A 25,657-nucleotide genomic window follows, 5' to 3' on the forward strand; every position below is an offset into this window, starting at 1 on the left:
GAATGCTGATCATTGGACCTCCCGGTTCGGGTAAGGGTACGCAGGCCGAGCGCATTTCCGAGCGCCTCGGCGTAGTCGCCATCTCCACCGGCGACATCTTCCGTGCCAACGTCAAGGGCGAAACCCCCTTGGGCATTGAGGCCAAGAAGTACATGGACGCCGGCGATTTCGTTCCGGACAGCGTCACGAACAACATGGTTCGCGACCGCCTCGGCCAGGACGACGTCGAGAACGGCTTCCTGTTGGACGGCTACCCGCGCACAACGGCGCAGGTTGACTACTTGGACCAGATCCTCGCCGAGGGCCAGCAGGAGCTCGACGTCGTGCTCCAGCTGACTGCCGACGACGAAGAACTGGTTGCCCGCCTTTTGGGCCGTGCCAAGGAAACCGGCCGCTCCGATGACAACGAGACTGTGATCCGACACCGTCTTGACCTGTACCACGAGCAGACCGAAGCCGTCGTAGCCAAGTACTCCGAGCGTGGCATCCTGACACAGGTTGATGGCATCGGCGGTATCGACGAAGTTACCGACCGTGTGCTCACGGCGATCGAGTCGGCCAAGGCTGTCTAGCAGTACGTTCTCCACATAGCCGGATTACCGGCATGGGAGTGATGGGTGGGTCCCGTACCGTTTGGTGTGGGGCCCACCTTTTTGTTCCCTGTCATGGGGTGGGTGCCAGCCAATTTCGGTCCTGCCCACGGATACAGGAAAATAATTGAAGCACGGGTCCAGGCGGGTCCCACCAGCAACCTTCCAAAGGAGAACATGGCGTTCGGTCAGCCCCGTATTGAATACAAGTCCAACGAGCAAATGCGCACCATGCACCAGGCAGGCCTTGTACTGAGCCGTGCCCTGGACGCTGCCGTTGCGGCGGCTAAGGCCGGAGTCACCACCAAGGACCTGGATGATGTATTCGCCGCAGTCCTCAACGAGGCCGGCGCGAAGTCGAATTTCCTCGGGTACCACGGCTTTCCGGCCACCATCTGTACCTCGGTGAACGAAGAAGTTGTTCACGGTATCCCGGGGGGCCGTGTCCTGCAGGACGGCGACATTATCTCCATCGACGGCGGCTGCATTGTGGACGGCTGGCATTCTGATTCCGCACGGACAGTGATTGTTGGAACCGCGGATCCCGAAGACCAGCGCCTCTCCGATGTCACGGAGGCCGCCATGTGGCGTGGAATCGCTGCCTTGGCCACCGGAAAGTTCGTGGGGGACATTGGCAACGCCATCGACGACTACGTATCGTCCGTCGAAGGCAAGCCCCTCGGCATCCTCGAAGACTATGTAGGCCACGGTATCGGGTCTGAAATGCATATGGCGCCCGATGTCCTGAACTACAGGACCAACCACCGCGGCCCGAAGATCCGTCCCGGCCTGTGCCTTGCCATTGAGCCGATGCTGGTTCGCGGGGACATTGAAACCGCAACCCTCGACGACGACTGGACAGTGGTCACCACCGACGGCAAGCGCTCCTGCCAATGGGAGCATTCAGTAGCCGTACATGAAAAGGGCATTTGGGTCCTGTCTGCCCCGGACGGCGGAGCAGCGCAGCTGGCGCCGCTCGGCGTCGTGCCAGTCCCCATCCCGTAGCTGACATATGAAGGGAGCCGGGCTGCTGAAGCAGCCCGGCTCTCTTCATGCTCGGCGGAGTTTATGCCTTCAGTTTGGGCTTGACGTCCTTGGTGTAGATGCCCTCGAGCGTCTTCTTCAGCTCCGTCATGGTGGCCTGCACATCGCCCTGCTGCGTGAGGATCTTCGCAGCAGACTTGGCCATCTCCTGGTCCGCACCCGGAAGGAAGACCCTCGCGTTGTCCTGGACCTTGGTGGCTGCGAGCTGGTCCATGGCGATCTTGATCTGCGGCGTGGTGGCCAGGACGGTAGACATGTCCGCGGATAGCCGCGTAGGCATGTAGCCGGTGGCAGCGGAGAACGCAGCCGTGTTCTCGGGTTCGGTCATGAACTTGAGGAAGGTTGCGGCGGCCAACTGCTCTTCCTTGCTGATCCCGCTTGGAATGCCCAGCCCCGCGCCGCCTGTCGGGCAAACGCCACTGGTAACCTGGGGACCGCCGGGGAGGAACCCGACGCCGACGTTGAACTTGGCAGCCTTCAGGACACCCAACAGGGAGCCGGTGGAGGAGATGGTCGACGAGGTAAGGCCAGCGGCGAAGTCGTCAGCAGCTTCCTTGGACGAGACGCCAGCCCATCCGTCTTTGTAAATGGAGTCTTGCGCCCACTGCAGGGCAGCCACGGATTCCTTGGAGTCGCAGGTGATGTCCCAGTCCTTGGACCAGCTTCCGCCCCAGCCCCACAGGTTGTTCTGCAGGGTCCAGCCGGCGTAGCCAGCCAACGCCGGGTAGATGTAGGCGTACTGGGCGCCGGAGCTTGCCTTCAGTTTGGGTGCCCATTCAGCGAATTCCTGCCAGGTTGCAGGAGCGCGGTCCCGAAGTCCTGCGGCTTTGAAGTGGTCCTTGTTGTAGTAGAACAGCGGGGTGGACCGGCCGTAGGGGAGGGCCCACTGCTTGTTGTCGTACTTGTAGTCGTCAACGAGGGACTTCTGGAAATCGTCGATCTTGATGTCGAGCTGCTTCACCAGTCCGTCAAGGGGAATGATGCTGCCGTTGGAGAAGTAGCGGAACCACCACACGTCGGAAAGGACCACCAAGCCGGGGAGCCCGGTCTTGGCCGCCTGCGACGTCTGGAACTTCTGGGCAATCTCTTCGTAGTTCGCCCCAGCCGTGACCAGGTTGACCTTGATGTCAGGGAACTTGGCGTGGAACTTGTCGATGATGGCCTTTTCCACGTCCTGCGACTTGCCCGGGTGGTTGGTCCAGAAATCGATGGAGGCGGCAGGCTTCACGCCGCTGAAGTCGATCGTTGCGGTGTCGACGGCGTCTGCCGTGCCCGCCGTCGAGGGTCCACCACATGCGGCGAGGGCCGCTGCTCCGGCTCCGAGGCCTGCAAGTCCCAGGAAATGTCGGCGGTCAAGGTTGGTGCGCATGGTGCTTCCTTTCAATAACGTACTTCGATGCGATTGGTGCGGCGGGAGAATCAACCGGTGACGCTTCCCTGCGTCAGGCCGGCAACGATGTAGCGCTGGAGTGCGGCGAAGACCAGCAGGATCGGAACGATCACCAGGACGGCCCCGGCCATGAGGATTCCCCAGCCTGCTCCGTTGCTTTCGGAGTTCTGCAACAAGGTGAGGCCTACTGGCAGGGTCATCGTCTCCGGACGATCGGTGATGATGAGCGGCCAAATGTAGTCATTCCATTCGCTGACCACTGTCACTAACGCCACAGTCGCGATGGACGGTACCGATACGGGCACGATGATTTGCCACAAGCGTCGCCAATGGCCGGCGCCATCGATCTCGGCCGCTTCAAGGATCGACGGCGGAAGGGTCAGGAAGTGCTGCCGAAGGAGGAAAGTACCAAAGGCAGTGCCGAGGCCCGGAAGGATGATGCCCCACAGGGTGTTCTTGCCTCCCATGCCCGCTATGAGGATGTAGTTGGGCAGGATGGAAACCTGCGCCGGAACCATCAGGGCGACCAGGATTAGGACGAAGATGACGTTCTTGAACGGAAAGCGCACGAACACCAGGGCGTAGGCGGTCAGGATCGCCAGGATGACTTTGACGGTGGAACCAACCACGGTAACGATCAGGCTGTTCGCGAAGAACTGGGCGAACGGAACAGTGGTCATCGCCGTGGCATAGTTCTCCAGGTTCAAGGACTCCGGCAGGATGTTCAGGTCCATGGTGACGATTTCGCCCGGTTGCTTGAACGAGCTGAGCAGCATCCACAGCAATGGCAGGGCCACCACAAGCGTGGCGATGATCAACGGGACGTAGCCGGCGGCGACGGTCTGGAGAAGATTCGCGGGCGAAAACGGCCGGGCCCTTCGGGGTGGCTCAGCTTCGTGCGGGGAAACGACGACGGCGGCTGGTGACGGTGCGCTCATGAGTAGTGGACCTTTCGCTCAACGAACCGCAGTTGGAGGATCGTGATGATCAGCAGGATGGCGAAAAGGATCACCGAGATCGCCGCCGAATAGCCCGCCCTGTTGTAGGCGCCGAAAGCCTGGAGATAGGCCTCATAGATCAGCGTGCTGGTGCCATTGCCCAGCGGAGTCATGATGCGGATCAGGTCAAATGCCTGCAGCGAACTAAGCATGGTGGTGATCAACAGGAAAAACGTGGTGGGGGAGAGCAGCGGGAGCGAGATGTTGAGGAACCGGCGTACACCGTTCGCCCCGTCCAATGCTGCAGCTTCCATCACGTCCCGCGGCAGCGACTGAAGTCCGGCCAGATAGACCACGGCGCAATAGCCCAGGTTCTTCCAGACATACACAATGATGACCATCACCAACGAAAGCTGTGGGTCGTTGATCCACTGGGGGCTCTGCTGCCCCAGGCCCCGAAGGATCCAGGCAAGGACTCCGTAGCCGGGATCGAAGATGAACAGCCACACCAAACCGACGCCCACTCCGGAGAGCACGTACGGCGCAAATACAGCGGACCGCGCGAAGGTGGTGCCGCGAACCTTCGAGTTCAATGCGAGGGCAACCAACAAGCCGAGGATCATGGAGCCGCCCACCGTAATCACGGTGAAGACTGCAGTGGTCCCGAGGACTTTGGACGCATCCTCGCTGGTGAAGAACGTGACATAGTTCTGCAGCCCCACGACCGTGGCCGAAGCAGAACCCAGCGTCCAATCCAACGTGGAGTAGTAGATGTTATTAATCAGCGGCCAATACGTGAAGGTGCCAATCAGCACCAGGTTGGGAAGGGCCATGGCCAGGAAGACAACGAAGTCCTTGCGGCTGCGGCCGGACCAGCGCCGTCTCTCCCGGTTTGGCCCGGGCGTCGCAACCGGCGGGGCGGGAGCCGCAGCGTCCGGGCCTTCCGCAGGCGCGGTGCTGCTCTTGTGAATCAGTGGGGCAGTCATGGGTCACTAACGTTTTCGGGCGAATGTGGGGTCCGCCAGCGCCCGGACCGGGGCGGCGAAGACAGGCCTAGCTCACCACACGGGAGCGGCCTGTCGGGGCCAAAACTGCGTCCCTCAGCGATAGTTGTCTGACACTTCCCAGCCCGTTTACTCGGCGTTCCCCGCGTGTTCGTATTTGAGGCTCGGCTCCCACTTGTTGCCTCGGCGAGTCGCTTGCGCGTCCGGTGGAGAATGGAGCCATGAATTCAATCACCGATGTTGCTGGCGTACGGGTTGGTCATGTGCAGAGGGTCGGGGATGGGTGGTTGTCTGGGGTGACGGTGGTTCTTCCGCCCGTGGGGACGGTCGGATCGGTCGATGTGCGGGGCGGCGGGCCGGGGACGCACGAGACCGACGCCTTGGATCCCACCACGCTTGTCTCCACCGTGGATGCCGTGGTGTTGACCGGTGGCAGCGCCTTCGGCCTGGTTTCCGCGGCGGGCGCCCAACGCTGGTGTGAAGAACAGGGGCGGGGCTTTGTCGTCCCGGGAACGGTGGTGCCAATTGTTCCGGCCGCCGCGATCTTCGACCTCGGGCGTGGTGGCGACGTGCATGCACGGCCCGACGCCGACATGGGTTACCAGGCAGCCGCCGCGGCGTTCGCCTCCGGTGACCATGCCGCCGTCGAGCGTGGAAACGTTGGTGCCGGAACCGGTGCGGTCATAGCCCGCGGCCAGTACAAGGGCGGGATCGGTACGTCCTCGATCGAACTCGACGGTGGCGTGATTGTAGGGGCCATCGCTGTGGTGAACGCGCTGGGGACGCCGGTGGGGCTGGGACCCGGCAGCGCGCGTCTAAGGGAGGAACGACCGAGCGCGCAGAGGGTCGCAGGCCCGTTGGCCCCGCCGCAGGGGCTCAATACGACCCTGGTCGTGATCGCTACGAATGCAATTTTGGATGTGGCCGAGTGCAAGCGGACCGCATCTGCCGGGCATGCAGGGCTTGCGCGGGCGCTGGATCCGTCCCATACCCTCGCTGACGGTGACACCGTGTTCGCTTTGGCGACTGGCGCCGTCGGGCTTGACCGCAGTACTGAACAAGCGAGGCAAGTCTCCTTGATAACGCTCCAAAGCGCGGCGGCGGAAGCCGTGCGGCTGGCTATCCTGGATGGTGTCCTGGCCGCCGAAAGCGTCTCGACGCCGGCAGGTGATTTCCCGGCGTTCGGGACTGCGGGGGAGTGACGGCGGCGGATGCTTGCGCTACCATGGACGGATTTAACTTTCCGGCCCGATTGGCGTAGAGTTATTTGTTGGTTGTCTGTGCAGCCACGCCCTTTTTAGTGTCGTGGTTCCAAGGGGGCCAAGCAAACAAAAAACGTCCGCTGGATCTTCGGTGCCTAACTGAAGGACGGCGGCAAACAACAGTTAGCGGAGGATATGGCCAAGAAGGACGGGGTCATTGAGATCGAGGGCGTTGTGACTGAGGCGCTGCCCAATGCGATGTTTCGCGTTGAGCTCACCAACAAGCACGTCGTTCTCGCACACATCTCTGGGAAGATGCGACAGCACTACATTCGAATCCTCCCCGAGGACCGGGTAGTGGTTGAGCTGAGCCCATACGACCTCACACGTGGTCGTATCGTCTACCGCTACAAGTAAATTGCTGGGCGGCAGGCAATAGTGCCAAGCCGCTCCAGCAGATCAACTGCAAAACACGCAAAGGAACGCCATGAAGGTCAAGCCGAGCGTCAAGCAGATCTGCGACAAGTGCAAAGTGATCCGCCGTAACGGCCGGGTCATGGTGATCTGCGAGAACCCGCGCCACAAGCAGCGCCAGGGCTAATTCCCCTTCCGGGAATCAGCGCCCGCAAGGGCAAACCTGGGTTGCTAGCCCACGCAAGTAAATAAAGGCAGCACAAGCTGTGCCAGGACTGCATTACAGAGCCTGGTCAGCGAACCCCCGGTCGGAGGCTGGGGCCACACGGAACGTGTGGGTGTACTGCCTACGACCTCCGGTTTATTCAAGGAGTACCGCCACTATGGCTCGTCTCGCTGGCGTAGACATTCCCCGCGAAAAGCGGTTGGAAATTGCGCTTACTTACATCTACGGCGTGGGCAAGACCCGTGCACACGAAACCCTGGCTGCCACCGGCATCAGCGCTGACGTTCGCGTCAAGGACCTGACTGACGCCGAGCTGGTCCAGCTGCGTGACTACATTGAAGGCAACTACAAGGTTGAGGGTGACCTTCGCCGCGAGGTAGCCGCTGACATCCGCCGCAAGGTTGAGATCGGCAGCTACGAAGGCCTGCGCCACCGCAAGGGCCTGCCCGTACGCGGACAGCGTACGAAGACCAACGCACGTACCCGCAAGGGTCCGAAGCGCACCGTCGCCGGCAAGAAGAAGGCCGGACGTTAATCCCTCGGGATTGACCTGGTTTTCCCCCGATAACTTTCTGTAGGAGAAACAATGCCCCCGAAGACTCGTGGAGCGGTTCGTAAGCCGCGTCGCAAGGATAAGAAGAATATTGCGCTTGGCCAGGCGCACATCAAGAGCACCTTTAACAACACCATCGTGTCCATCACGGACCCGAACGGTGCTGTCATCTCATGGGCTTCCGCCGGTGAGGTTGGCTTCAAGGGCTCCCGTAAGTCCACCCCGTTCGCTGCCCAGATGGCTGCCGAAGCTGCTGCAAAGCGCGCTCAGGAGCACGGTCTGCGCAAGGTTGACGTATTCGTCAAGGGCCCGGGATCCGGACGCGAAACCGCAATCCGTTCGCTTCAGGCCGCTGGCCTCGAGGTTGGCTCCATCCAGGACGTCACCCCCAGCGCCCACAACGGTTGCCGCCCCCCGAAGCGTCGCCGCGTCTAATTAGGTCTTCCCTGCCTGACCGGCCGGGCCTGCTGTGGATGGTTTTCCGTCCATAAGCATGGCCCGGCTGGTCAGGCTGGAAACCGAAGCCGATTTCCACCACCTGTGTTGCGTCATATAGCGGATGCTCGCCGAAAGGAAACCTAAGTGCTCATTGCACAGCGCCCCACCCTGTCCGAAGAAGTTGTATCCGAGAACCGCTCCCGTTTCATCATTGAACCGCTGGAGCCGGGCTTCGGCTACACCCTCGGAAACTCCCTCCGCCGTACCCTGCTCTCCTCCATCCCCGGTGCCGCTGTAACCAGCATCCGGATCGATGGCGTGCTGCACGAGTTCACCACGGTTCCGGGTGTCAAGGAAGATGTCACCGAGATCATCCTGAACATCAAGAACCTTTCGGTTTCCTCCGAGCACGATGAGCCGGTTGTTGCTTACCTGCGCAAGCAGGGCCCCGGAGTCGTCACCGCCGCGGACATCGCTCCGCCGGCCGGCGTCGAATTCCACAACCCGGATCTGCACATTGCCACTCTGAACTCGAAGGGCAAGTTCGAACTCGAACTGACCATCGAGCGCGGCCGTGGCTACGTTTCGGCAGCTCAGAACAAGTCCGGCGACTCCGAGATCGGCCGTATTCCGGTTGACTCGATCTACTCGCCGGTCATGAAGGTAACTTTCCGCGTGGAAGCTACCCGTGTTGAGCAGCGCACCGACTTCGACAAGCTCATTGTCGACGTCGAGACCAAGCAGGCAATCGCTCCCCGCGATGCTGTTGCTTCCGCAGGTACCACCCTGGTGGAACTGTTCGGTCTGGCCCGTGAGCTGAACACCGCAGCTGAAGGTATCGAGATTGGCCCGTCGCCGACGGACGCTGCCCTGGCAGCCGACATGGCTCTGCCGATCGAGGATCTGGACCTCACGGTCCGTTCCTACAACTGCCTCAAGCGTGAGGGCATCCACACCGTGGGTGAACTCGTTGCCCGCTCCGAGGCTGACCTGATGGACATCCGTAACTTCGGTGCGAAGTCCATTGACGAGGTCAAGGCAAAGCTCGTCGAACTGGGTCTGTCCCTCAAGGACTCCCCTCCCGGTTTCGATCTCGCAGCCCGCGCCGCAGCCATCGAAGAGGACGACGCCGCGTTCAGCGACGACGAGCTCTAAACAGCAGATCTTGGCCGCCGGGTCCAGCAATGGACCTAACCGGCTTACACAACAGGAGAAATAACTATGCCTACCCCCACTAAGGGTCCGCGCCTCGGAGGCGGCCCGGCTCACGAGCGCCTGATGCTCGCGAACCTGGCAGCTGCTCTGTTTGAGCACAAGCGCATCACCACCACGGTTACCAAGGCCAAGCGCCTCAAGCCGTACGCAGAGCGTCTGGTCACCTTCGCCAAGCGTGGCGACCTCGCTTCCCGCCGCCGCGTTCTCGGCCTGATCAGCGACAAGGGCGTTGTCCACGAGCTGTTCACCGACATCGCCGGCGCCGTTGCCAACCGCGATGGTGGCTACACCCGCATCACCAAGATCGGCAACCGCAAGGGCGACAACGCTCCCATGGCTGTCATCGAGCTCGTTCTCGAGCCGGTTTCCCCGAAGCAGGCCGTTGTTGCTGAAGCAACCAACGCTGCTGCCAAGGCTGCTCCGGCTGCTGAAGCTCCGGCTGCCGAGGAAGAGGTCGTAGAGACCGAAGTTGCTGAAACCGAAGAAGCTCCGGCTGCTGAGGCCGAGGCTACTGAAGCTGAAGCTGCTGAAACCGAAGAGGCTCCGGCCGCTGAGGACAAGAAGTAATTCACTGAATTCTTCACAGTAGACTTAAGTCTATGAACGAACGAAAACCCGCTGCCCCCGTTATGGGGGGCGGCGGGTTTTTGCGTGTCCGACTGGATCTCTCGTACGACGGCGGCCCTTTCAGCGGGTGGGCACTGCAGCCTGGTCTTCGCACGGTGCAGGGGTCGCTTGAGGAAGCACTGACGCTCCTGCTGCAGCGGCCCGTCCGCGTGACGGTTGCCGGCAGGACTGACGCCGGGGTCCATGCCCGTGGGCAGGTAGTTCACCTGGACCTGACCGAAGCCGAGTGGCTGGCACTGCCGCGAGGGCACGAACTGGACCCCGCCGTCGCGCTTTTACGTCGCCTGCGCGGCGCGTTGAGCCGGGTGCTCGGCGACTTGACCGGCGCCGTGGAAGTGCACGACGCCGGCCTGGCGCCTGAAGGTTTCGACGCCCGCTTTTCTGCGTTGTGGCGCAGGTACAGCTATCGGATCGCCGACGGTCCGGAGCGGTGGGACCCTGTCCTTCGAAGCATTACCCTGTGGCATAAGTCTGCGGTGGATGTCTCCGTGATGAACCACGGCGTGCAGGCACTGCTGGGACTCCAGGATTTCAGGTCCTACTGCAAACCCCGCGAAGGTGCCACGACAGTCCGTGAACTGCAGAAGTTCTCCTTTGAACGGGGGAGCGACGGCGTCATTGTCGCGACAGTCCAGGCGGATGCCTTTTGCCACAACATGGTGCGGTCGTTGGTAGGTTCTGCGCTGCGTGTGGGGGAGGGCCTGGAGTCTCCCGAGTGGCTGCATGCCAGGCTTCTGGAACGAAAGCGCGACGCCAAGTCCCTCCTTGCCGCCCCCCACCCGCTGGTATTGGAGGAAGTTGCGTACCCGTCGGATGGCGAGTTGCTGGCGCGGGCTGAACTGACGCGGGCGCGCCGGGAGTAGCTCGCTGGTTCGGGCCCAGACGTTGGAGGACCCCCTCCCGGCTCTGGGTACCGGAAGGGGGCCGTTGTGGCACTCCGTGGTCTGGGATCCGCGAAGTGCCGGTCTATGTCCCTGCGGGAAAGATCAGCTGAAGGTTTGCATGATTTTGATGACGGCTGGGCCCAGAAGGACTATGAACAGAACCGGAAAAATGCAGAACAGCAGGGGGAAGAGCACCTTCACTGGAAGCTTCATGGCTTTCTCTTCCGCATTCTGCCGCCGCTTGACGCGGGCTTGCTTGGCTTGTGCACGAAGGACGTTCGCGATGCCGATACCGTACTTGTCGGCTTGGATGACGGCGAGGACGAAGCTGCGAACGTCTGGTACAGCACAGCGATCAGCCAACGCCTCGTAGGCCTCACCCCGTGGTCGTCCGACCTGCATATCCTGGAGCGTCCGGACCAATTCCACGGCGAGCGGTCCTTCGCCGTGAATCGACGCCCTCTCCATGGCGGACTCGAAACCCAGCCCCGCCTCAACTGAAATGAGCATTTGATCGAGGGTGTTGGGAAATTCCAGCTTGATGGCGTCCTGTCGTTTGATCCCGATGTTGACGATCAGAAGATCCGGGAGGAAGTACAGGAGCACAGCCAAGAACATACCGAAGACCGACGCTGCACCGTTCTCACTGGCTAGAACCAACATGACGCCCGAGAGTGCGCCAATGAGGGCAAGCGATGGTTTCAAAGCAATGACCTTGCTGAGCGGCATGGAACTGGGCCGTCCAGCCAAGGCCAACCAATGGTCCAGTTTGGCTTCGTAGCTCCCGGGCATCAGCTTTTTGGCCGCTCCAAGCATGAACGGGGAGCGTTGGTTCTTGGCCCCGTCGCCGCGGCCGAACCCGGAGCCAAGGTTGGACTGGATGGACACGAGCCCTTTCCGGTCTACCGATGCCAGGGACCAGGCGAAGTACGCCAACGGCGTGACAATGAGTGCGATAAAAAGCCATGCAAGCGGAGTCATGATGGGCCTCCTAGAATTTGATCTTTATGGTGCGGCTCATCCAGAAACCACCGACGACGAACAGCAGACAGCTGAGGACAGTCATGGCTATTCCCAATGGGTGGTCTACAAAGAGACGCATATATGTCGGATTCATGACGGCTACGGCAAGCGCCACTACAACAGGCAGTGCCATGAGGATCAGGGCAGACATCTTGCCTTCTGCGCTGAGCGACCGCACGTGTCCCTTGATCTCGCTGCGTTCGCGAATTGTTCCTGACACCTGTTCAAGGACTTCTGCCAAGTCGCCACCCACTTCGCGGTTTATCTGGACGGCCTGGCCAATCCATCGAAAGTCTTCACTTTGCATTCGTGTCGCAACATCTTCGAGGGCCTGCCGGGGGTCTTTGCCTATTCTGACCTCGTTGACTACCCGCGCCAGCTCTTCGGATGTGGGCACTTGTGCTTCACGTGCTGCCGCTTCCAACGAACGCATGATGCTGTGGCCCACACGGAGTCCGCCGATCAACATCTGAATGGTGTCCGTTAGTTGGTCCTCAAACGCGGCTCGTCGCTTCGCCGTTTTGGCGATCAGTATGAACCTGGCGCCGAAGGGGACGGCAATCGCCAGAAGGACGCCGATGATCGGGCTGATGAACAGCCATCCGAAACCTCCCAGGATCAGGAGGGCGATGCCAACCACCACCGTGACGTCAGCCGGGGTCTGTTTGACCCCCGCGTTGTACAGAACCGCCCTATTAAAGGGCCCACCGGACTTGCCAATCGCGCCATCAACCCAGCGGACGGCCGACTCGGAAACACGTCCCACGGCTGAAGGGTCCAACGTTGTTTCGATACGCCGGCGTTCAATCGGAATAGCCTTATTCTTCGGCTTCAGGACCACAACCACAAACAGCATCAGTGAGCCTACGCACAGGCCGATTGCTGTAAAGAACACCCAAGTCTCCACGGCTACCTCCTCCCTAGGGGCAATGTCGTTACGCCGAAGGTGGATGGTGAAACCGAAATTCCCAACTCAACAAACCGGTCAAGGAACCTGGGCCGGATGCCAGTGGGAAGTGCTTTGCCCAGAAAGCGCCCCTGGGCGTCAAGGCCTGCCGAGTAGTCGAAGAGGAAAGCATCCTGCAAGGTCACAACGTCTCCCTCCATGCCCTGGACCTCGGTCACGTGAGTTACCCTGCGGCTGCCATCCCGCAGTCGAGTGACCTGAACAATAAGGTCGACTGCTGAGGAAACTTGTTCTCGGACGGCACGCAGGGGAAGGTCCATGCCGGCCATCAGTACGAGGGTCTCCAAACGGGCTATGGCGTCACGGGGAGAGTTGGCATGGACTGTGGACAACGATCCGTCGTGGCCCGTATTCATTGCCTGCAGCATGTCCAGGGATTCGCCGCCGCGCACTTCGCCAACGATGATGCGGTCGGGACGCATGCGGAGGGAGTTTCGGACGAGATCGCGGATGCTGATAGCACCCTTTCCCTCAATGTTCGGTGGACGGCTCTCCAATCGGACCACATGTTGTTGCTGCAGTTGGAGTTCTACAGCATCCTCGATAGTGACAATGCGGTCCGACTCAGGGATGAACGATGACAGGACATTCAGCAACGTCGTTTTACCTGTACCAGTGCCTCCCGAAACAATGATGTTGAGCCGTGCCTGCACGCAAGCGCTTAAAAGCTCCGCCATCTCCTGGCTTACGGAGCCCCACTCGATGAGGTTCCGTACTGTAATGGGGATATGGCTGAACTTTCGGATTGTCAGCGATGGACCGTTGACTGCCAGTGGAGGGATGATGGCGTTGACACGGGATCCGTCTTCCAACCGGGCATCGACAAGTGGCGAAGACTCGTCAATTCGACGCCCCACCTTGGAGACGATCCGCTCAATGACTTTCCGAAGGTGGGCATCGGAGCTGAACTGCAGATCGGTTAGGGCCAGATGTCCATGCCGCTCCACGTAGATTTGGTCGAATCCATTCACCATCACTTCAGTAACCGATGGGTCCTCCAGCAGACGTTGAAGCGGCCCAAAGCCCATAACTTCATCAGCTATTTCGCGTATGAGGCGACGCCGTTCCTCGGGTGACAAAGGGACCTGCTCGTCGTCGATGACCGCTGAAAGCTCGTCTACAGCGAAAGAACGCAGTTCCTCTTCTGAGGACGAGGTGTCACCGGTCCTGTTGCCCATCCTTTCAAAAAGGGCCGAGGCCGCACGTTGCTTGAGGCCTGCCAAGGCATCAACGGCGGGGAGTGCCGGAGTTCCACCTAAGATAGGACCCGAAGCCAGCGTTGCTGCCGTCCCCTCACCAGCCAAGGTGCTTTCGGGCGAGTGCGAATCGGTGAAGCTGGCCGCAGCAAGCGGATTATTCCTTGTCAACCTCTCGGACAGTTTCATGACACCACCACCCTGCGGTGGAGCTTGTTCTGCGGTGTCGATTCCAATCGCGGATCGAAACGCTGAACCAACTTTCGCAACCCCTTGATCGCCGTGTCCCTTGCCGTTCCCTGAAGGACCGGTACGCCCCGATTCGTCGAGTACGGAAGGGTCCGGGACCGCGGAATCACCGTGTCAATCGGGACACCGATGGTGGCCTCAACATCCTGGACTGAAAGACCACTCTTTCTGTCCGCAAAATTCAGTACAGTGTGTCGGCCTTGCGGCAGGAGTTGGAGTTCCTTCAATACGCTGAAGCATTTTCGGAGTCCCCGAATGCTTGGCACATCCATCCCACAGACCCAGACACCGTCAGTGGCCAGTTCCAGCGTGGCGAGGCAGTGTTCGCCCAAGCCCGGTGCCGTATCCACAACGACGTACTTGAACTCCGTGGCCAACTGATTGAGGAGGCGGGTCACATGATCGGCTGTGATGTAGTCCGACTCGGAAGGCTTCAGTGGTGCGCAGAGTGCGTAGATGCCAGCCGGATGGACGGTCAGGAACGCCTTGAGGACCATGGAGTCCTGAGCGGCTGCACCGTGAACTGCCTCCGTGATGGAGTGCTCCGGTTCCAAGAGCAGGCCGGAGGCGACATCCCCGAACTGCAGGTCCAGGTCCACAATCACCACGCTCATTGGGGCCAGAGCCCCGAGTCCTATGGCCAGATTGGTGGCGACGGTTGTTTTTCCCACGCCGCCCTTGGGCGACATGACGGCTATCACCCGCCCCTTTTCTTGAGCCGGGTCCGCAGCGGGCTGCATTCCTCGCCGCCGGCTGGCGGACGCCAGGCATGCACGCTCCAGGAGGATGCGAAGCTCGTTGACTTCGGCGTCCGGGGCTACGACATCCCTGACGCCAGCATGCATGGCTTTCAAGACGATGTCCGCACTCGGCTCTGCCACCATCAGCAGGCTGATTTCCGGGTACTGTAGGTCGACGACTGTGGCCAGCTTGAATGCATCGTCCGGATTTACGCCCGGGCCAAGGATCATCACCTCGGGGGGAGCACCAGTCATTTGCTTGAAGAGTTCGTCCGTACCAGCCTGGAGAATAGAAGGGGACAGGGTTTGCAGGTCGCCGTGAAGGGCCCCTGTGACGGCCTGGCGGACGCGGGCTTCAAAGTCCCTGACGGCGGTGATGGCTACGAATCGGCTCATTGGAGCAGCCCTCCAAAGGTGGTGGTTGGGGGATCGCTCTTGGCGGTCTTCTCAGTTTGCTTCGAGAGCCATAAGGTTCCGAACTCCGCACCAAAGACCATCTTTGAAGCGTTGGCGTCGCTGAGGGCGACAGTTACATAAGCGGATCCGTTTGGCAGTGCCACCGCCTTTTCGGTGCCCGCTGACTTCTCAGCGTCGGGGGCGGCTTGTTGAACTGCAGTAACCAGGACATCGTGGTAAAGCAGCTTGGTGAAGTTCTTCCAGCCCGTCACATTGGCTGGAAGATTGGCCCCAGCCGCTACGGCGTCATCCACTTTGAAAGATGCGTATACCGTGACGGTGTCGCCGGCCTCGATACGGCCCCCGAGGATGCGCTCGGGCGAAAGGACGAAAGTGGACTCCTGCAGCCCTTCCGGGACCGGCACGGTGCCAGGTGCCAGATCCTTTGGACTCACCAGCTTCATTCCCAGGAGTTGTTCGCCGGGCTGCATGTCAGCGGCGGTGACCTTGCCTGTTTGATCGGCGAGAGCGCTTATTGACCCGGGCGCGACTGCTGATTGAGGCAAAGTTTCGGTTTTTACCTTGGACTGAAGCTCTTCCGCTTTGGTGCCGGCAGGAATGCGTTCCTTCACCACCAGGACACTTACGGGATCGAGCCCCTCTTGTGCACGTTTGTCGGCTCCCTGAACGTAGGTGACCAGTAGGACTGTGCCAATGACTGCCAGAAGCAGTGCAGCTATGCCTCCCAGTAGGCGTGTTTTCACTTTGTAGCTCCTTTCGGGTTCTTGCGTGGTTATTAGCAGGCACTCTTGGGCGCCTACTTGGTGAGTGTCACAACAGATGCTCCGTAGTTCGGAATGCCACCCGTTGCTTGAGAACCCTCGTCGAGAGATACGAAACGGGAGAAGTAGCCTTGGATGGCTCGACAATTGTTGGTGCAGCTGGGCGCCGCCGGGTCCAGCTTTTGGCCGCCGTCGAATTTGTAGCCTGTGACCTGGAATGCGGCGAAACCAACTAGCGTGTATTTGGTCTTGCTGCCGTTTTGAGCAGCCGTTTTGAAGAGCGGTATCAGCGCGGGCGCGTCCATGATGTGCGCCAGGACGGAATTGCAGGTACTTCCATTCGGGAAGTGGTTTCCCGGTTGACCGATCACGACGGCGCTGATGCTGATGTCAGTCGAACACCCGGAGTTGGTCTCCAACCAGCCAAAGCCTCCTGGCTGATAGCCGTTCTGTGCAACGCAGCCCCCTACGGCCGGTGCATTCGTGTCGTACCGAAGGGTCACATGTGTCGGGATAGGCTCACCCGAGAAGTTTCCAGTCGAATTCAGGGATGCCAGTTGTGCGGGTGAGAGGTACTTTTTGAAGACGCACTCGCTGGCGGTCCAGGGGAGCGTTGTGGCGCTTGTTGGCGAACCCCATGTGGCTTCGGCCGTGGCACCTACCTGGGCAGTTTGGAAGCCCAGCACCCGTGCAAACATTAGCGAGAAACTGTTGGCACCGGTTCGCGCATCCCTGGCATTGGTTACCACGCGGACTCTGGTAGCGGCCGGGAATGTGACCACGGCACCGCTGGAGTTGTCGTTCGCGTTGCTGTTGGCGAACTGGCTCCCGGTGGCGGCGCTGCTTCCGCATGTGCCTTCCGCACAGTCAGTAGCAATAGCCAAGGCAGCTGCGTCGGCCCCATTTTGGAGCTGGGCCTTCTCGGCATAGACGGCACCAACATCCACTGCAAGGGCAGCAAAACCGAGAAGGACCACCATCATCAGTGCAACCAGCACAGAGACGGCACCCCGCTCCTTGTCCTCGCATTGGGCTTTGCCGGCTGTAAGGGCATCTGCCGGCGAACACGTTATCCGCCGCATCGCATGACCCCCACTCCTGTCATAGTGATCGGGAAGATGCCCGGAGCTCCAAAGAAGCCCGAGTCCAGGAAACCGGACATCGAACGAAGCGAAACACGGGTGGTCACCGTGACGTTTGCACCGGGTGCGCAGCTTGCGGCGTTGTTGGTGACAGTCACACCCAGGCCGTTGAGCCCCGGGGCCGCAGCCAGCGCCGTGCCGGTGACATTGAGGCTGCCCTCTTTGTAATGAACCGCCGCATACCGGGCACCCTCACGAGCCGCTTCGGTGAGGGACACCTGGACGTTGTAAGCGCGGCCAAACTCCATGATGCCAACAAGGATCAGCAGCAGTAGGGGCAGGACAATTGCCATTTCAACGGCAACTGCTCCTTTTTCCGTGGTTCTCGCTTTCATTGTTTTCTCCCAGAGCCAGAAAGAACGATGCCTTAAATGGCGTCGGCCGGTCGTGATGACTTTGCAGTCTCACGACCGACCGCCGCCTGACTCGCTACGGGATGAGGCCGGCGAACAGGGCCGAAACCCGGCCACCCAGCGCGAACGCTGCGGCGCCGACCACGACGGCGATGGCGGCGACCATGATGCCGTATTCAACCATCGTGGCTCCCTTCTCCTCCTTGGTGAAGCGGTCCTTGACGCCGGCGATGTACGAAGTGATGGTGAACATAAAAGTAGACATTGGAAAATCCTTCCCAGAAAAAGTGAATGCAAAATGGGTTATAGGTCCAGCAAATTATCGGAATTTGCTTCGAGTTCCGAACTACCCCCATGTTTCCTTTAGCGGTTCGGAATTCGATGACATAAGAATTCACCCTGGGTGGCCGTCGCGACAATGCGTAGCCGTACTCGATTTCCTGGTAGGGGCACTACTTGGCGGGGTGCGCCCGAGCTGGGAAGTACTCAGTTTTGGGGGTGCAAGGGACCCAAACTACTTGGTTTTGACAGTGGCCTTATTAATTTCGAAGGGGGGAGTCAGCCTTGGTTAGTGCGTACTCAGGCAGGGCTAAACCATGACCACGGCAACGGCCAGGGCGGCGATGACCATTGCTGGCCCGTGAGCTGTCTCCCTCGGTTTTTCCCCGCGTCGCAGGCGTAACATCAGCACCGTGAGCAACCCGCCCACCACGAATCCCAGCAGTCCGCCGTAGAGTACCTGCGCCCAACCCAAGTAACCCAAGTACAGGCCAAGGGGAGCTGCGAGCTTTACGTCGCCCATTCCGATGCTCCCGGGCGAAAAAAGTCCCAGAATCAGGTAGCCGGCGAACAAGATGGCCCCACCCGCCAGGGCACGGAGCAGCTCGCTCCACGCAGGAGCCAGCGTTGCGGCGGTCGCGAGAAGACCCACGCCACCACCAAGCAGGAGCAGAACCAGCGGATTCGGCAGCAAATGCAGCGTGAAATCAATGCGGGAAAGTTGCACCCCACAGAGCGCCAGAAAAAGGAAAGCCGGCAATTCGGCAGAAAAGCCGAACCGCCACGCGAGCAAGCCAAACAGCAAGGCGGTGACGGCCGCCGTCGTGATCCGGACCCTGGGGGAGGGGAGTCCGCCAAGCCGCGGCAGCCAGGCGTGGATGAGGGACTCGGCCAGCGGGCTCAACAGCAGACCGGGCAGGGCCAGCAGGAGCGGCAAGGCAAGTCCATCGGTCACGTGTTTCCCCCTCATTAACACAGGTACCCCCATGTGCGGTAACCCCATTTTGACCCGGGCGCCCCGTTGAAGGTATTGTTTAGAGTCGTTGTGCGTGTCCTATCTCGATGACACATGCCTTATGGGGGATCCAGTTGCAGGGTCGCTAACTCCTGAGGCATTTCGAGATCCTGGGATGACTGGTACATAGAGCCCTCACCTCTGCTCCGGTAGCGCATACATAGTAGGTACACGCCTTATTGCGTGTCGCCTAAAACATGAACGCCAGAACAAGAACGAGGCAAAACCGTGCGTACGTACACCCCGAAGCCCGGCGATATCAACCGCCAGTGGCACGTCATTGACGCCACCGACGTTGTCCTTGGTCGTCTTGCCAGCCAGACCGCAACACTGCTGCGCGGAAAGCACAAGCCGACCTTTGCGTCCCACATGGACATGGGCGACTTCGTCATCATCATCAACGCTGAAAAGGTCGCCCTCACCGGCGCCAAGCTGGAGCAGAAGCGCGCATACCGCCACTCCGGTTACCCGGGCGGCCTGACCTCCGTCAACTACGCCGAACTGTTGGAATCCAACCCGGTTCGCGCTGTTGAGAAGGCCATCAAGGGCATGCTCCCCAAGAACTCCCTCGCAGCTCAGCAGCTGGGCAAGCTCAAGGTCTACCGTGGCGCTGAGCACCCCCACGCTGCACAGCAGCCGAAGACTTTCGAAATCACCCAGGTCGCCCAGTAGTCCTGGCCACCAACCAACTTTTCATTACAAGGAGAACCGTGGCTCAGAACGAAGAACTGACCGCCGAAGCCGTCGAGGCCGAGGAAACCCTCACCAGCTACACCTCTGAAAGCAGCAACGCTGCTGAAGATGCTCCCAAGAAGGAGCGCCCGGCACTGACCGTTGCCGGCGCAGCTGTTGGCCGCCGCAAGGAAGCCGTTGCACGCGTTCGCGTCGTACCGGGCTCCGGCAAGTGGACCATCAACGGCCGCACGCTGGACAACTACTTCCCGAACAAGCTGCACCAGCAGGACGTCAACGAGCCCTTCAAGATCCTTGATCTCGAAGGCGCCTACGACGTCATCGCCCGTATCCACGGTGGTGGCATCTCCGGCCAGGCCGGTGCGCTGCGTCTCGGTGTTGCTCGCTCGTTGAACGAGATCGACGTCGACAACAACCGCGCAACCCTCAAGAAGGCCGGTTACTTGAGCCGTGACGCCCGCGTCATCGAGCGCAAGAAGGCTGGTCTCAAGAAGGCACGTAAGGCTCAGCAGTACTCCAAGCGTTAATTCGCTGCACGAAAGCCCGTTCCGCCACTGTGGCGGGGCGGGCTTTCGCCGTTTAAGGCGGCCCGCAGGCGCCTGGATTGGGGTTCCAGTGTGACTCTCCGATGCGTCCCTGAACTGATGGTGTCCCGTCGTCGTCTAAACTTGAGCCGATGTCTAGATTATTTGGAACAGATGGCGTGCGCGGTCTCGCGAACGGATTGCTTACTGCTGAGCTGGCTATGCAGCTCGCCCAGGCCGCCGCCGTCGTACTCGGCCATGACCGCGCAACCAACGGCAAGCGGCCCCGCGCCGTCGTCGCCAGGGACCCCAGGGCAAGCGGTGAGTTCCTCGCCGCGGCCGTCGAAGCAGGGCTTTCCAGCTCCGGCATCGACGTCTACGACGCCGGTGTCCTGCCGACCCCCGCCGCCGCTTACCTGGTTGCAGACCTGGACGCTGACTTTGGGGTCATGCTCTCGGCCTCCCACAATCCCGCGCCCGACAACGGGATCAAGTTCTTCGCCCGTGGCGGCCAGAAGCTCCCCGACGACGTCGAGGACGCCATCGAGGCACAGCTGGGCCAAGAGCCGCAGCGCCCGGTGGGTGCCGACGTCGGACGCATCCAGCGGTTCTCCGACGCCGAAGACCGTTACATCGTCCACCTCCTTGGAACCCTGCCCAAGCGCCTTGACGGCCTGAAGGTCGTTCTCGACTGCGCCCACGGTGCAGCCAGCGGGTGCTCACCGCAGGTGTTCAAGGACGCTGGTGCTGATGTTGTGGTGATTGGTGCTGAGCCGGACGGCCTGAACATCAACGAGGGCGTCGGATCCACCCACCTGGGCCCGCTGAAGGAAGCTGTTGTAAAGCACGGAGCTGACCTCGGCATTGCGCACGACGGCGACGCCGACCGCTGCCTGGCAGTGGACCACGAAGGCAACGAGGTGGACGGTGACCAGATCATGGCGATCCTGGCCCTCGCCCTCAAGGACTCAGGGAAGCTCAAGGACAACGTCCTGGTAGCCACAGTCATGAGCAACCTTGGCCTCAAAATCGCCCTCCGCGAAGCCGGAATCACCATCCTCGAAACGGCAGTGGGCGACCGCTACGTGCTTGAAGGAATGCGCGACGGCGGCTACAACCTCGGTGGCGAGCAGTCCGGCCACGTGATCTTCTCCGATTACGCAACTACGGGCGACGGTGTCCTGACCGGCCTCCAGCTTGCAGCGCAGGTGGCACTGACCGGCCGCAGCCTCAAGGAACTGGCCACCGCGATGACCAAGCTCCCGCAGCTCATGATCAACGTCAAGGGCGTGGACAAGGCCCGTGCAGGTACCGATGAAGGCGTTGCTGCTGCGGTTGCCGCTGCGGAACTCGCATTGGGTGAAACCGGCCGCGTGCTGCTTCGCCCGTCCGGTACCGAAGCCCTGGTGCGCGTTATGGTGGAGGCCGCCGACATGGAAACTGCTGAGCGGATCTGTACGGGTCTTGCAGCTGTTGTCCGCGAACGATTGGGCGCTTCCAGCGAATTGGCTGTCTAAGAAACGAAATGGCCCGCTCCCTGATTCATCGGGGAGCGGGCCATTCTTCTTTAAAACACAAACGCTCAGAGGTAGTCCGGCGCCGCTTCGAGCCCGAAGTACTCCTCCAAGGTGGCGATACCGCGTGCCGCCATATCCGTTGCCGCTTCCACGCCGACGTAACGCAGGTGCCAGGACTCGTAGAAGTAGCCGGTGGTTTCGTGGAACATCCACGGGTACCTGACCACGAAGCCGAATTTGCTTGCGTTGGCTTTGGCCCACACGGCGGCGGGCTGTTCAGCGAAACACGGCTGGAAGCTGCAGGCGCCCCCACCGTCGCCGATGTCGAAGGCCCAGCCTGTTTGGTGTTCGGAGTGTCCGGGGCGGGCGGATGCGCGGTCGGCGGCTGCTTGCCCCGTGCTGGCGACATAGCCGTTGTAGGTGGCTACCTGGGTGGTATAGGAGCGGTAGCCCGATGCCAACGTCATGATGACGCCCTCCGCGGCTGCGGCGCCGAACATCTTCTCTGCGGCAGCCGCCGTCGTGCTGTTGACCAATGACGCTTCGCCGCTGACGGCGAGCCGGATGTTGGGTTGCACGAGATCCGCGGGAACGAAGTTCTGCGGGTTCAGCGGCCGGTGCTTGTTCACCACCACCCAGGGGCTGGTTGGGTCGGTGAGGGAGAATTGTGGGGCGGCAGCGCTCGACGGCGTGGCGCTGGGTAGCGGAGTCGCCGCGACGTCGGTGGGGGTGACGGCAGGCGACGCGGACGTGGCCGTCACGGTGGGGCTCGGAGATCCAGTGGGGGTATCGGCCGCAGCGGTTGAGGGCGTGTTGCTGGCCGGCGAGCAGGCTGACAATGCGAGTAGCCCGGCGCCGGCTGTGAGCAGGCCTGTAAAGGCCCTGCGGCTTGGTTGCTGGGTGGCCAAGGGCTCAGACCTTCCGGAGGAGCATACGGCGGATTGAGTGGTCTGCATCCTTGGTGAGCACCAGTTGGGCCCGTCCACGGGTCGGCAGCACGTTCTCCTCGAGGTTCGGCTCGTTAATTCGCTTCCAGATGCCGCGCGCCGTCGATTCGGCGTCGTCGTCGGAGAGCGTGGCATAACGGTGGAAGTAGGATTCGGGCTGCGCGAAAGCCGTACTGCGGAGCTTGCGGAAACGGTCCACGTACCATTCCTCGATGTATGAGGTTTTGGCGTCCACATAGATGGAGAAGTCGAAGAAATCGCTGACGGCCAATCCCTGCTTGCCGTCCATGCGGGGACGCGCCGGAGCCAGAACGTTCAGGCCTTCGACGATCAGGACATCGGGGCGCCGGACCACGACTTCCTTACCGGGCACGATGTCGTATGTGACGTGCGAGTACCAGGGCGCGCGGACTTCCTCCGCACCTCCCTTGACCTCTGAGACGAAGCGGAGGAGCCCGCGGCGGTCATAGGACTCGGGGAAGCCCTTGCGTTCGAGCAGGTGGCGCCGTTTCAGCTCAGCCAGGGGGTAGAGGAAGCCGTCAGTGGTGATGAGTTCCACATTGGGCGTACCGGGCCAGCGCCTGAGCATTTCCCGGAGCACGCGGGCGATGGTCGACTTGCCTACGGCAACGGAACCTGCGACGCCGATGACGAAGGGAGTGCGCTGTGTCTGCTCACCCAGGAACGTGGTGGTGGCGGCGTGGAGTTGGTGGGAGGCCTGCACGTACAGGTGGAGGAGCCGCGAAAGGGGGAGGTAAACCTCCCGGACTTCCTTCATATCGAGGGGGTCGCCGAGGCCCCGGAGACGGAATATGTCCTCTTCGTTGAGGGGCTGCTCCATCTGTGCTGCAAGCCTGGACCAGGTCTGGCGGTCCAGCTCAACAAACGGGGAAGCGCCGTCGCCATTAGCTTCGGTGCGTTGCAAAGTCACGCTCATGATTCTGCCCTCCGCGGGGCGGATCAGGAAATGCGCGACGACGGGAGGGTGAATTATGAGTGACTTGGCTCTCGTCATATAGCCTAAGAGCTGGGACGTCCCACATCAGTTGTTTGCATGAGCCGCTAAGCTTGAGCCCATGTGTGGAATCGTAGGCTATGTTGGCAATTCGTCCCGTAAGGCAGCTGGTCACAGCGCCCTGGACGTCGTTGTGGAGGGGCTGCGTCGTCTTGAGTACCGCGGCTATGACTCCGCCGGCGTCGCAGTGGTGGCTGACGGCACCATCTCGTCCCGTAAGAAGTCCGGAAAACTGAGCAACCTGATTGGCGAGCTCGAAGCAAACCCCATCCCGGAGTCCCTGACCGGCATCGGTCACACCCGCTGGGCGACGCACGGCGGACCAACCGACCGTAACGCGCACCCGCACCTCTCCGACGGCGGCCGCTTGGCCGTGATTCACAACGGCATCATTGAAAACTTCGCCGAGCTCAAGCAGGAGCTCCTCGGCAAGGGCGTCACCTTCGAATCGGAAACCGACACCGAAGTAGCGGCTGCACTCATCGGCGACATCTTCCGTACCCAACTCAACGACGGCGGCAGCCTCACCGAGGCCATGCGCCTCGCCTGCCAGCGCCTTGAGGGTGCCTTCACCCTCCTGGCCGTCCACGCGGACCAGCCCGACGTCGTCGTGGCCGCCCGCCGCAACTCCCCGCTGGTCGTAGGCCTGGGCGAGGGCGAGAACTTCCTCGGCTCCGACGTCTCCGGCTTCATCGACTACACCCGCCGTGCCGTGGAACTGGGCCAGGACCAGATCGTCACCATCTCGGCTGATTCGGTGGAGATCACCGACTTCTTCGGCGCACCGGCCGAAGGCAAGGAATACCACGTTGACTGGGACCCGGCATCGGCAGAAAAGGGTGGGTTCAACTCCTTCATGGAGAAGGAAATCCACGACCAGCCTGACGCCGTAGCGCAGACCCTCCTGGGACGTTCGGACCTTGACGGCAAGCTGACCCTGGATGAGCTCCGCATCGACCCGGAGCTGCTTAAGCAGGTCAACAAGATCATCGTCCTCGCTTGCGGCACCGCGGCCTACGCCGGCCTGGTTGCCAAGTACGCGATCGAGAACTGGTGCCGCATCCCCACGGAAGTGGAGCTCGCACACGAGTTCCGTTACCGCGACCCGATCGTCGATTCCAACACGCTGGTGGTCTCCATCAGCCAGTCCGGCGAAACCATGGATACGCTGATGGCCGTCCGCTACGCCCGCGAACAGGGCGCAAAGACCATTTCCATCTGCAACACCAACGGTTCCACCATCCCGCGTGAATCCGACGCCGTGCTCTACACGCACGCAGGCCCGGAGATCGCCGTCGCGTCCACCAAGGCGTTCCTGGCGCAGATCACTGCCGCTTACCTGTTGGGCCTGTACCTGGCCCAGCTGCGCGGCAACATCTTCTCCGGCCAGATCAAGGACGTCCTCGCGGACCTGTCCAAGATCCCGGCCAAGATCCAGCACATCCTGGACAACGCAGGCCCCCTCCGCGAGCTCGCCCGCAGCATGAAGGACGAAAAGTCCGTCTTGTTCCTGGGCCGCCACGTCGGCTACCCGGTAGCCCTCGAAGGTGCTTTGAAGCTCAAGGAAATTGCGTACATCCACGCAGAAGGCTTCGCAGCCGGCGAGCTCAAGCACGGCCCGATCGCCCTGATCGACGACGGCCAGCCCGTCTTCGTCGTGGTGCCTTCCCCGCGTGGCCGAGACTCCCTGCACTCCAAGGTCGTCAGCAACATCCAGGAAGTCCGCGCACGTGGCGCCCGCACCCTGGTGATTGCCGAGGAAGGCGACGAGTCGGTCAAGGACTACGCAGAGCAGGTGTTCTACGTTCCTGAGACGCCCACCCTGTTGATGCCGCTGCTCACCACGGTTCCGCTGCAGATCTTTGCCGCTGAACTTGCCGGTGCCAAGGGTTACGACGTCGACCAGCCGCGTAACCTCGCCAAGAGCGTGACCGTAGAATAACGGCATGATTGTTGGCATTGGCGTAGACGTCGTAGACATCGAACGGTTCGGCAAGCAGCTGGAGCGGACCCCCGGCCTCCGGGACCGCTTGTTTGTTCCCGCGGAACGCGAGCTCAACACCCGCTCTTTGGCTGCCCGGTTCGCGGCCAAGGAAGCCGTGGCCAAAGTGCTCGGCGCGCCTGCGGGAATGAACTGGCAGGACTGCTGGATCGGGCTGGACGAAAACGGGCCTACCGTTCAGGTCAAGGGCACGGTACTTGCCGTGGCTGAGGCCAAAGGCGTCAAGCGCTGGCACTTGTCCATCAGCCACGACGGCGGCATCGCTACGGCCACCGTTATTGCCGAGGGCTAG

Annotated in this window: 29 protein-coding genes; 15 read left to right on the forward strand and 14 right to left on the reverse strand. The window is 61.3% G+C overall.

Translation table 11 applies throughout. The features are described 5' to 3' along the window. Nucleotides 1-2 precede the first annotated feature (2 nt). Together ACNQOP_RS14920 and map are read left to right on the forward strand one after the other, a co-directional pair. On the forward strand, nt 3-572 hold the full coding sequence (locus tag ACNQOP_RS14920; protein ID WP_235518597.1) for an adenylate kinase: 570 nt from the start codon (nt 3-5) through the stop codon (nt 570-572). Nucleotides 573-767: 195 nt separating this feature from the next. Next, nucleotides 768-1,595: a type I methionyl aminopeptidase gene (gene map, locus ACNQOP_RS14925; RefSeq protein WP_235517121.1), complete on the forward strand. Its 828-nt coding sequence runs from the start codon at nt 768-770 to the stop codon at nt 1,593-1,595. 61 nt (nt 1,596-1,656) lie between these two features. Here the strand turns inward: map and ACNQOP_RS14930 are convergent, their stop codons facing one another. The 3 genes from ACNQOP_RS14930 to ACNQOP_RS14940 are packed head-to-tail and all read right to left on the reverse strand — an operon-like array spanning nt 1,657 to nt 4,948. Further along, nucleotides 1,657-3,003 (reverse strand): ABC transporter substrate-binding protein, encoded by a 1,347-nt coding sequence (locus ACNQOP_RS14930; protein ID WP_416404942.1) that lies wholly within the window; start codon nt 3,001-3,003, stop codon nt 1,657-1,659. A 50-nt stretch (nt 3,004-3,053) separates the two neighbouring features. Further along, nucleotides 3,054-3,962: a carbohydrate ABC transporter permease gene (locus ACNQOP_RS14935; protein WP_416404943.1), complete on the reverse strand. Its 909-nt coding sequence runs from the start codon at nt 3,960-3,962 to the stop codon at nt 3,054-3,056. Further along, nucleotides 3,959-4,948: a carbohydrate ABC transporter permease gene (locus ACNQOP_RS14940; RefSeq protein ID WP_416404944.1), complete on the reverse strand. Its 990-nt coding sequence runs from the start codon at nt 4,946-4,948 to the stop codon at nt 3,959-3,961. The genes ACNQOP_RS14935 and ACNQOP_RS14940 overlap by 4 nt, the downstream gene beginning before the upstream one ends. Nucleotides 4,949-5,187: 239 nt before the next feature. On the opposite strand from ACNQOP_RS14940, the gene ACNQOP_RS14945 reads away from it, so the two are divergent. The 8 genes from ACNQOP_RS14945 to ACNQOP_RS14980 all read left to right on the forward strand — a co-directional run bounded on the left by ACNQOP_RS14945 (nt 5,188) and on the right by ACNQOP_RS14980 (nt 10,504). Continuing rightward, complete coding sequence (locus ACNQOP_RS14945; RefSeq protein ID WP_416404945.1) at nt 5,188-6,168, forward strand: P1 family peptidase; 981 nt, start codon at nt 5,188-5,190, stop codon at nt 6,166-6,168. Nucleotides 6,169-6,363: 195 nt separating this feature from the next. Next, on the forward strand, nt 6,364-6,585 hold the full coding sequence (gene infA, locus ACNQOP_RS14950; RefSeq protein WP_011775571.1) for a translation initiation factor IF-1: 222 nt from the start codon (nt 6,364-6,366) through the stop codon (nt 6,583-6,585). A 70-nt stretch (nt 6,586-6,655) separates the two neighbouring features. Further along, nucleotides 6,656-6,769, forward strand: a complete 114-nt coding sequence (rpmJ, locus tag ACNQOP_RS14955; RefSeq protein WP_011775570.1) for a 50S ribosomal protein L36 — start codon at nt 6,656-6,658, stop codon at nt 6,767-6,769. Nucleotides 6,770-6,965: 196 nt separating this feature from the next. Further along, nucleotides 6,966-7,343: a 30S ribosomal protein S13 gene (gene rpsM, locus ACNQOP_RS14960; protein WP_011775569.1), complete on the forward strand. Its 378-nt coding sequence runs from the start codon at nt 6,966-6,968 to the stop codon at nt 7,341-7,343. Nucleotides 7,344-7,394: 51 nt separating this feature from the next. Next, complete coding sequence (gene rpsK / locus ACNQOP_RS14965) at nt 7,395-7,796, forward strand: 30S ribosomal protein S11 (RefSeq protein WP_014922380.1); 402 nt, start codon at nt 7,395-7,397, stop codon at nt 7,794-7,796. Between the two features lie 147 nt (nt 7,797-7,943). Beyond that, entirely contained in the window at nt 7,944-8,954 is a 1,011-nt protein-coding gene (locus tag ACNQOP_RS14970; RefSeq protein WP_011775567.1) for a DNA-directed RNA polymerase subunit alpha, read from the forward strand. Between the two features lie 66 nt (nt 8,955-9,020). After that, nucleotides 9,021-9,581 carry a 50S ribosomal protein L17 gene (rplQ, locus tag ACNQOP_RS14975; protein ID WP_416404946.1) on the forward strand — a complete coding sequence of 187 codons (561 nt, stop codon included), beginning with the start codon at nt 9,021-9,023 and terminating at the stop codon, nt 9,579-9,581. A 32-nt stretch (nt 9,582-9,613) separates the two neighbouring features. After that, entirely contained in the window at nt 9,614-10,504 is an 891-nt protein-coding gene (locus ACNQOP_RS14980; RefSeq protein WP_416404947.1) for a tRNA pseudouridine synthase A, read from the forward strand. Between the two features lie 123 nt (nt 10,505-10,627). Here ACNQOP_RS14980 and ACNQOP_RS14985 read toward each other — a convergent pair whose 3' ends face one another. The 9 genes from ACNQOP_RS14985 to ACNQOP_RS15025 all read right to left on the reverse strand — a co-directional run bounded on the left by ACNQOP_RS14985 (nt 10,628) and on the right by ACNQOP_RS15025 (nt 18,622). Next, a complete protein-coding gene (locus tag ACNQOP_RS14985) occupies nt 10,628-11,506 on the reverse strand; it encodes a type II secretion system F family protein (RefSeq protein ID WP_349471127.1) in 879 nt (292 codons plus the stop codon). Nucleotides 11,507-11,516: 10 nt separating this feature from the next. Continuing rightward, complete coding sequence (locus tag ACNQOP_RS14990; RefSeq protein WP_416404948.1) at nt 11,517-12,455, reverse strand: type II secretion system F family protein; 939 nt, start codon at nt 12,453-12,455, stop codon at nt 11,517-11,519. A gap of 2 nt (nt 12,456-12,457) precedes the next feature. Further along, entirely contained in the window at nt 12,458-13,900 is a 1,443-nt protein-coding gene (locus tag ACNQOP_RS14995; protein ID WP_416404949.1) for a CpaF family protein, read from the reverse strand. Next, nucleotides 13,897-15,096: an AAA family ATPase gene (locus ACNQOP_RS15000; protein WP_416404950.1), complete on the reverse strand. Its 1,200-nt coding sequence runs from the start codon at nt 15,094-15,096 to the stop codon at nt 13,897-13,899. Before ACNQOP_RS15000 ends, ACNQOP_RS14995 begins: the two co-directional genes overlap by 4 nt. After that, on the reverse strand, nt 15,093-15,860 hold the full coding sequence (cpaB, locus tag ACNQOP_RS15005; RefSeq protein ID WP_257371260.1) for a Flp pilus assembly protein CpaB: 768 nt from the start codon (nt 15,858-15,860) through the stop codon (nt 15,093-15,095). The genes ACNQOP_RS15000 and cpaB overlap by 4 nt, the downstream gene beginning before the upstream one ends. A gap of 53 nt (nt 15,861-15,913) precedes the next feature. Continuing rightward, nucleotides 15,914-16,960 carry a pilus assembly protein TadG-related protein gene (locus tag ACNQOP_RS15010; protein ID WP_416404951.1) on the reverse strand — a complete coding sequence of 349 codons (1,047 nt, stop codon included), beginning with the start codon at nt 16,958-16,960 and terminating at the stop codon, nt 15,914-15,916. Beyond that, nucleotides 16,948-17,355: a TadE/TadG family type IV pilus assembly protein gene (locus tag ACNQOP_RS15015; RefSeq protein WP_416404952.1), complete on the reverse strand. Its 408-nt coding sequence runs from the start codon at nt 17,353-17,355 to the stop codon at nt 16,948-16,950. The genes ACNQOP_RS15010 and ACNQOP_RS15015 overlap by 13 nt, the downstream gene beginning before the upstream one ends. A 94-nt stretch (nt 17,356-17,449) precedes the next feature. Beyond that, complete coding sequence (locus tag ACNQOP_RS15020; RefSeq protein WP_257371255.1) at nt 17,450-17,638, reverse strand: Flp family type IVb pilin; 189 nt, start codon at nt 17,636-17,638, stop codon at nt 17,450-17,452. Between the two features lie 324 nt (nt 17,639-17,962). Further along, nucleotides 17,963-18,622: a prepilin peptidase gene (locus tag ACNQOP_RS15025; protein ID WP_416404953.1), complete on the reverse strand. Its 660-nt coding sequence runs from the start codon at nt 18,620-18,622 to the stop codon at nt 17,963-17,965. Between the two features lie 273 nt (nt 18,623-18,895). Here ACNQOP_RS15025 and rplM point away from each other — a divergent pair, with 273 nt between their 5' ends. The 3 genes from rplM (at nt 18,896) to glmM (ending at nt 21,401) form a co-directional block, all read left to right on the forward strand. Then, nucleotides 18,896-19,339 carry a 50S ribosomal protein L13 gene (gene rplM, locus ACNQOP_RS15030; RefSeq protein WP_024817563.1) on the forward strand — a complete coding sequence of 148 codons (444 nt, stop codon included), beginning with the start codon at nt 18,896-18,898 and terminating at the stop codon, nt 19,337-19,339. Nucleotides 19,340-19,377: 38 nt separating this feature from the next. Further along, nucleotides 19,378-19,887 carry a 30S ribosomal protein S9 gene (rpsI, locus tag ACNQOP_RS15035; protein WP_024817562.1) on the forward strand — a complete coding sequence of 170 codons (510 nt, stop codon included), beginning with the start codon at nt 19,378-19,380 and terminating at the stop codon, nt 19,885-19,887. Nucleotides 19,888-20,036: 149 nt separating this feature from the next. Further along, entirely contained in the window at nt 20,037-21,401 is a 1,365-nt protein-coding gene (gene glmM, locus ACNQOP_RS15040) for a phosphoglucosamine mutase (protein ID WP_257371251.1), read from the forward strand. A 65-nt stretch (nt 21,402-21,466) separates the two neighbouring features. Here glmM and ACNQOP_RS15045 read toward each other — a convergent pair whose 3' ends face one another. Together ACNQOP_RS15045 and coaA are read right to left on the reverse strand one after the other, a co-directional pair. Then, nucleotides 21,467-22,309, reverse strand: a complete 843-nt coding sequence (locus ACNQOP_RS15045; RefSeq protein ID WP_416404954.1) for a D-alanyl-D-alanine carboxypeptidase family protein — start codon at nt 22,307-22,309, stop codon at nt 21,467-21,469. A 4-nt stretch (nt 22,310-22,313) separates the two neighbouring features. Continuing rightward, nucleotides 22,314-23,285 (reverse strand): type I pantothenate kinase, encoded by a 972-nt coding sequence (gene coaA / locus ACNQOP_RS15050; protein WP_211711187.1) that lies wholly within the window; start codon nt 23,283-23,285, stop codon nt 22,314-22,316. A gap of 139 nt (nt 23,286-23,424) precedes the next feature. On the opposite strand from coaA, the gene glmS reads away from it, so the two are divergent. Together glmS and ACNQOP_RS15060 are read left to right on the forward strand one after the other, a co-directional pair. Then, nucleotides 23,425-25,305 carry a glutamine--fructose-6-phosphate transaminase (isomerizing) gene (gene glmS, locus ACNQOP_RS15055; protein ID WP_235517101.1) on the forward strand — a complete coding sequence of 627 codons (1,881 nt, stop codon included), beginning with the start codon at nt 23,425-23,427 and terminating at the stop codon, nt 25,303-25,305. 4 nt (nt 25,306-25,309) lie between these two features. Then, nucleotides 25,310-25,657 (forward strand): holo-ACP synthase, encoded by a 348-nt coding sequence (locus ACNQOP_RS15060; RefSeq protein ID WP_235517100.1) that lies wholly within the window; start codon nt 25,310-25,312, stop codon nt 25,655-25,657.

The sequence above is a fragment of the Arthrobacter sp. LFS091 genome (assembly GCF_047977885.1).
Taxonomy (GTDB): Bacteria; Actinomycetota; Actinomycetes; order Actinomycetales; family Micrococcaceae; genus Arthrobacter.

Bases quoted from the DNA above. Each gene is read 5' to 3' on its own strand.
- ACNQOP_RS14995 (WP_416404949.1), bottom strand. From the start codon at position 13,900: ATGAAACTGTCCGAGAGGTTGACAAGGAATAATCCGCTTGCTGCGGCC.
- map (WP_235517121.1), top strand. From the start codon at position 768: ATGGCGTTCGGTCAGCCCCGTATTGAATACAAGTCCAACGAGCAAATG.
- ACNQOP_RS15025 (WP_416404953.1), bottom strand. From the start codon at position 18,622: ATGAGGGGGAAACACGTGACCGATGGACTTGCCTTGCCGCTCCTGCTG.
- rpsK (WP_014922380.1), top strand. From the start codon at position 7,395: ATGCCCCCGAAGACTCGTGGAGCGGTTCGTAAGCCGCGTCGCAAGGAT.
- ACNQOP_RS14980 (WP_416404947.1), top strand. From the start codon at position 9,614: ATGAACGAACGAAAACCCGCTGCCCCCGTTATGGGGGGCGGCGGGTTT.
- ACNQOP_RS14920 (WP_235518597.1), top strand. From the start codon at position 3: ATGCTGATCATTGGACCTCCCGGTTCGGGTAAGGGTACGCAGGCCGAG.
- rplQ (WP_416404946.1), top strand. From the start codon at position 9,021: ATGCCTACCCCCACTAAGGGTCCGCGCCTCGGAGGCGGCCCGGCTCAC.
- ACNQOP_RS15000 (WP_416404950.1), bottom strand. From the start codon at position 15,096: ATGAGCCGATTCGTAGCCATCACCGCCGTCAGGGACTTTGAAGCCCGC.
- ACNQOP_RS14945 (WP_416404945.1), top strand. From the start codon at position 5,188: ATGAATTCAATCACCGATGTTGCTGGCGTACGGGTTGGTCATGTGCAG.
- ACNQOP_RS14985 (WP_349471127.1), bottom strand. From the start codon at position 11,506: ATGACTCCGCTTGCATGGCTTTTTATCGCACTCATTGTCACGCCGTTG.
- coaA (WP_211711187.1), bottom strand. From the start codon at position 23,285: ATGAGCGTGACTTTGCAACGCACCGAAGCTAATGGCGACGGCGCTTCC.
- rpsM (WP_011775569.1), top strand. From the start codon at position 6,966: ATGGCTCGTCTCGCTGGCGTAGACATTCCCCGCGAAAAGCGGTTGGAA.
- ACNQOP_RS14930 (WP_416404942.1), bottom strand. From the start codon at position 3,003: ATGCGCACCAACCTTGACCGCCGACATTTCCTGGGACTTGCAGGCCTC.
- ACNQOP_RS15020 (WP_257371255.1), bottom strand. From the start codon at position 17,638: ATGTCTACTTTTATGTTCACCATCACTTCGTACATCGCCGGCGTCAAG.
- rpmJ (WP_011775570.1), top strand. From the start codon at position 6,656: ATGAAGGTCAAGCCGAGCGTCAAGCAGATCTGCGACAAGTGCAAAGTG.
- ACNQOP_RS15010 (WP_416404951.1), bottom strand. From the start codon at position 16,960: ATGCGGCGGATAACGTGTTCGCCGGCAGATGCCCTTACAGCCGGCAAA.
- glmM (WP_257371251.1), top strand. From the start codon at position 20,037: ATGTCTAGATTATTTGGAACAGATGGCGTGCGCGGTCTCGCGAACGGA.
- glmS (WP_235517101.1), top strand. From the start codon at position 23,425: ATGTGTGGAATCGTAGGCTATGTTGGCAATTCGTCCCGTAAGGCAGCT.
- ACNQOP_RS14940 (WP_416404944.1), bottom strand. From the start codon at position 4,948: ATGACTGCCCCACTGATTCACAAGAGCAGCACCGCGCCTGCGGAAGGC.
- ACNQOP_RS15015 (WP_416404952.1), bottom strand. From the start codon at position 17,355: ATGAAAGCGAGAACCACGGAAAAAGGAGCAGTTGCCGTTGAAATGGCA.
- infA (WP_011775571.1), top strand. From the start codon at position 6,364: ATGGCCAAGAAGGACGGGGTCATTGAGATCGAGGGCGTTGTGACTGAG.
- ACNQOP_RS15060 (WP_235517100.1), top strand. From the start codon at position 25,310: ATGATTGTTGGCATTGGCGTAGACGTCGTAGACATCGAACGGTTCGGC.
- ACNQOP_RS14935 (WP_416404943.1), bottom strand. From the start codon at position 3,962: ATGAGCGCACCGTCACCAGCCGCCGTCGTCGTTTCCCCGCACGAAGCT.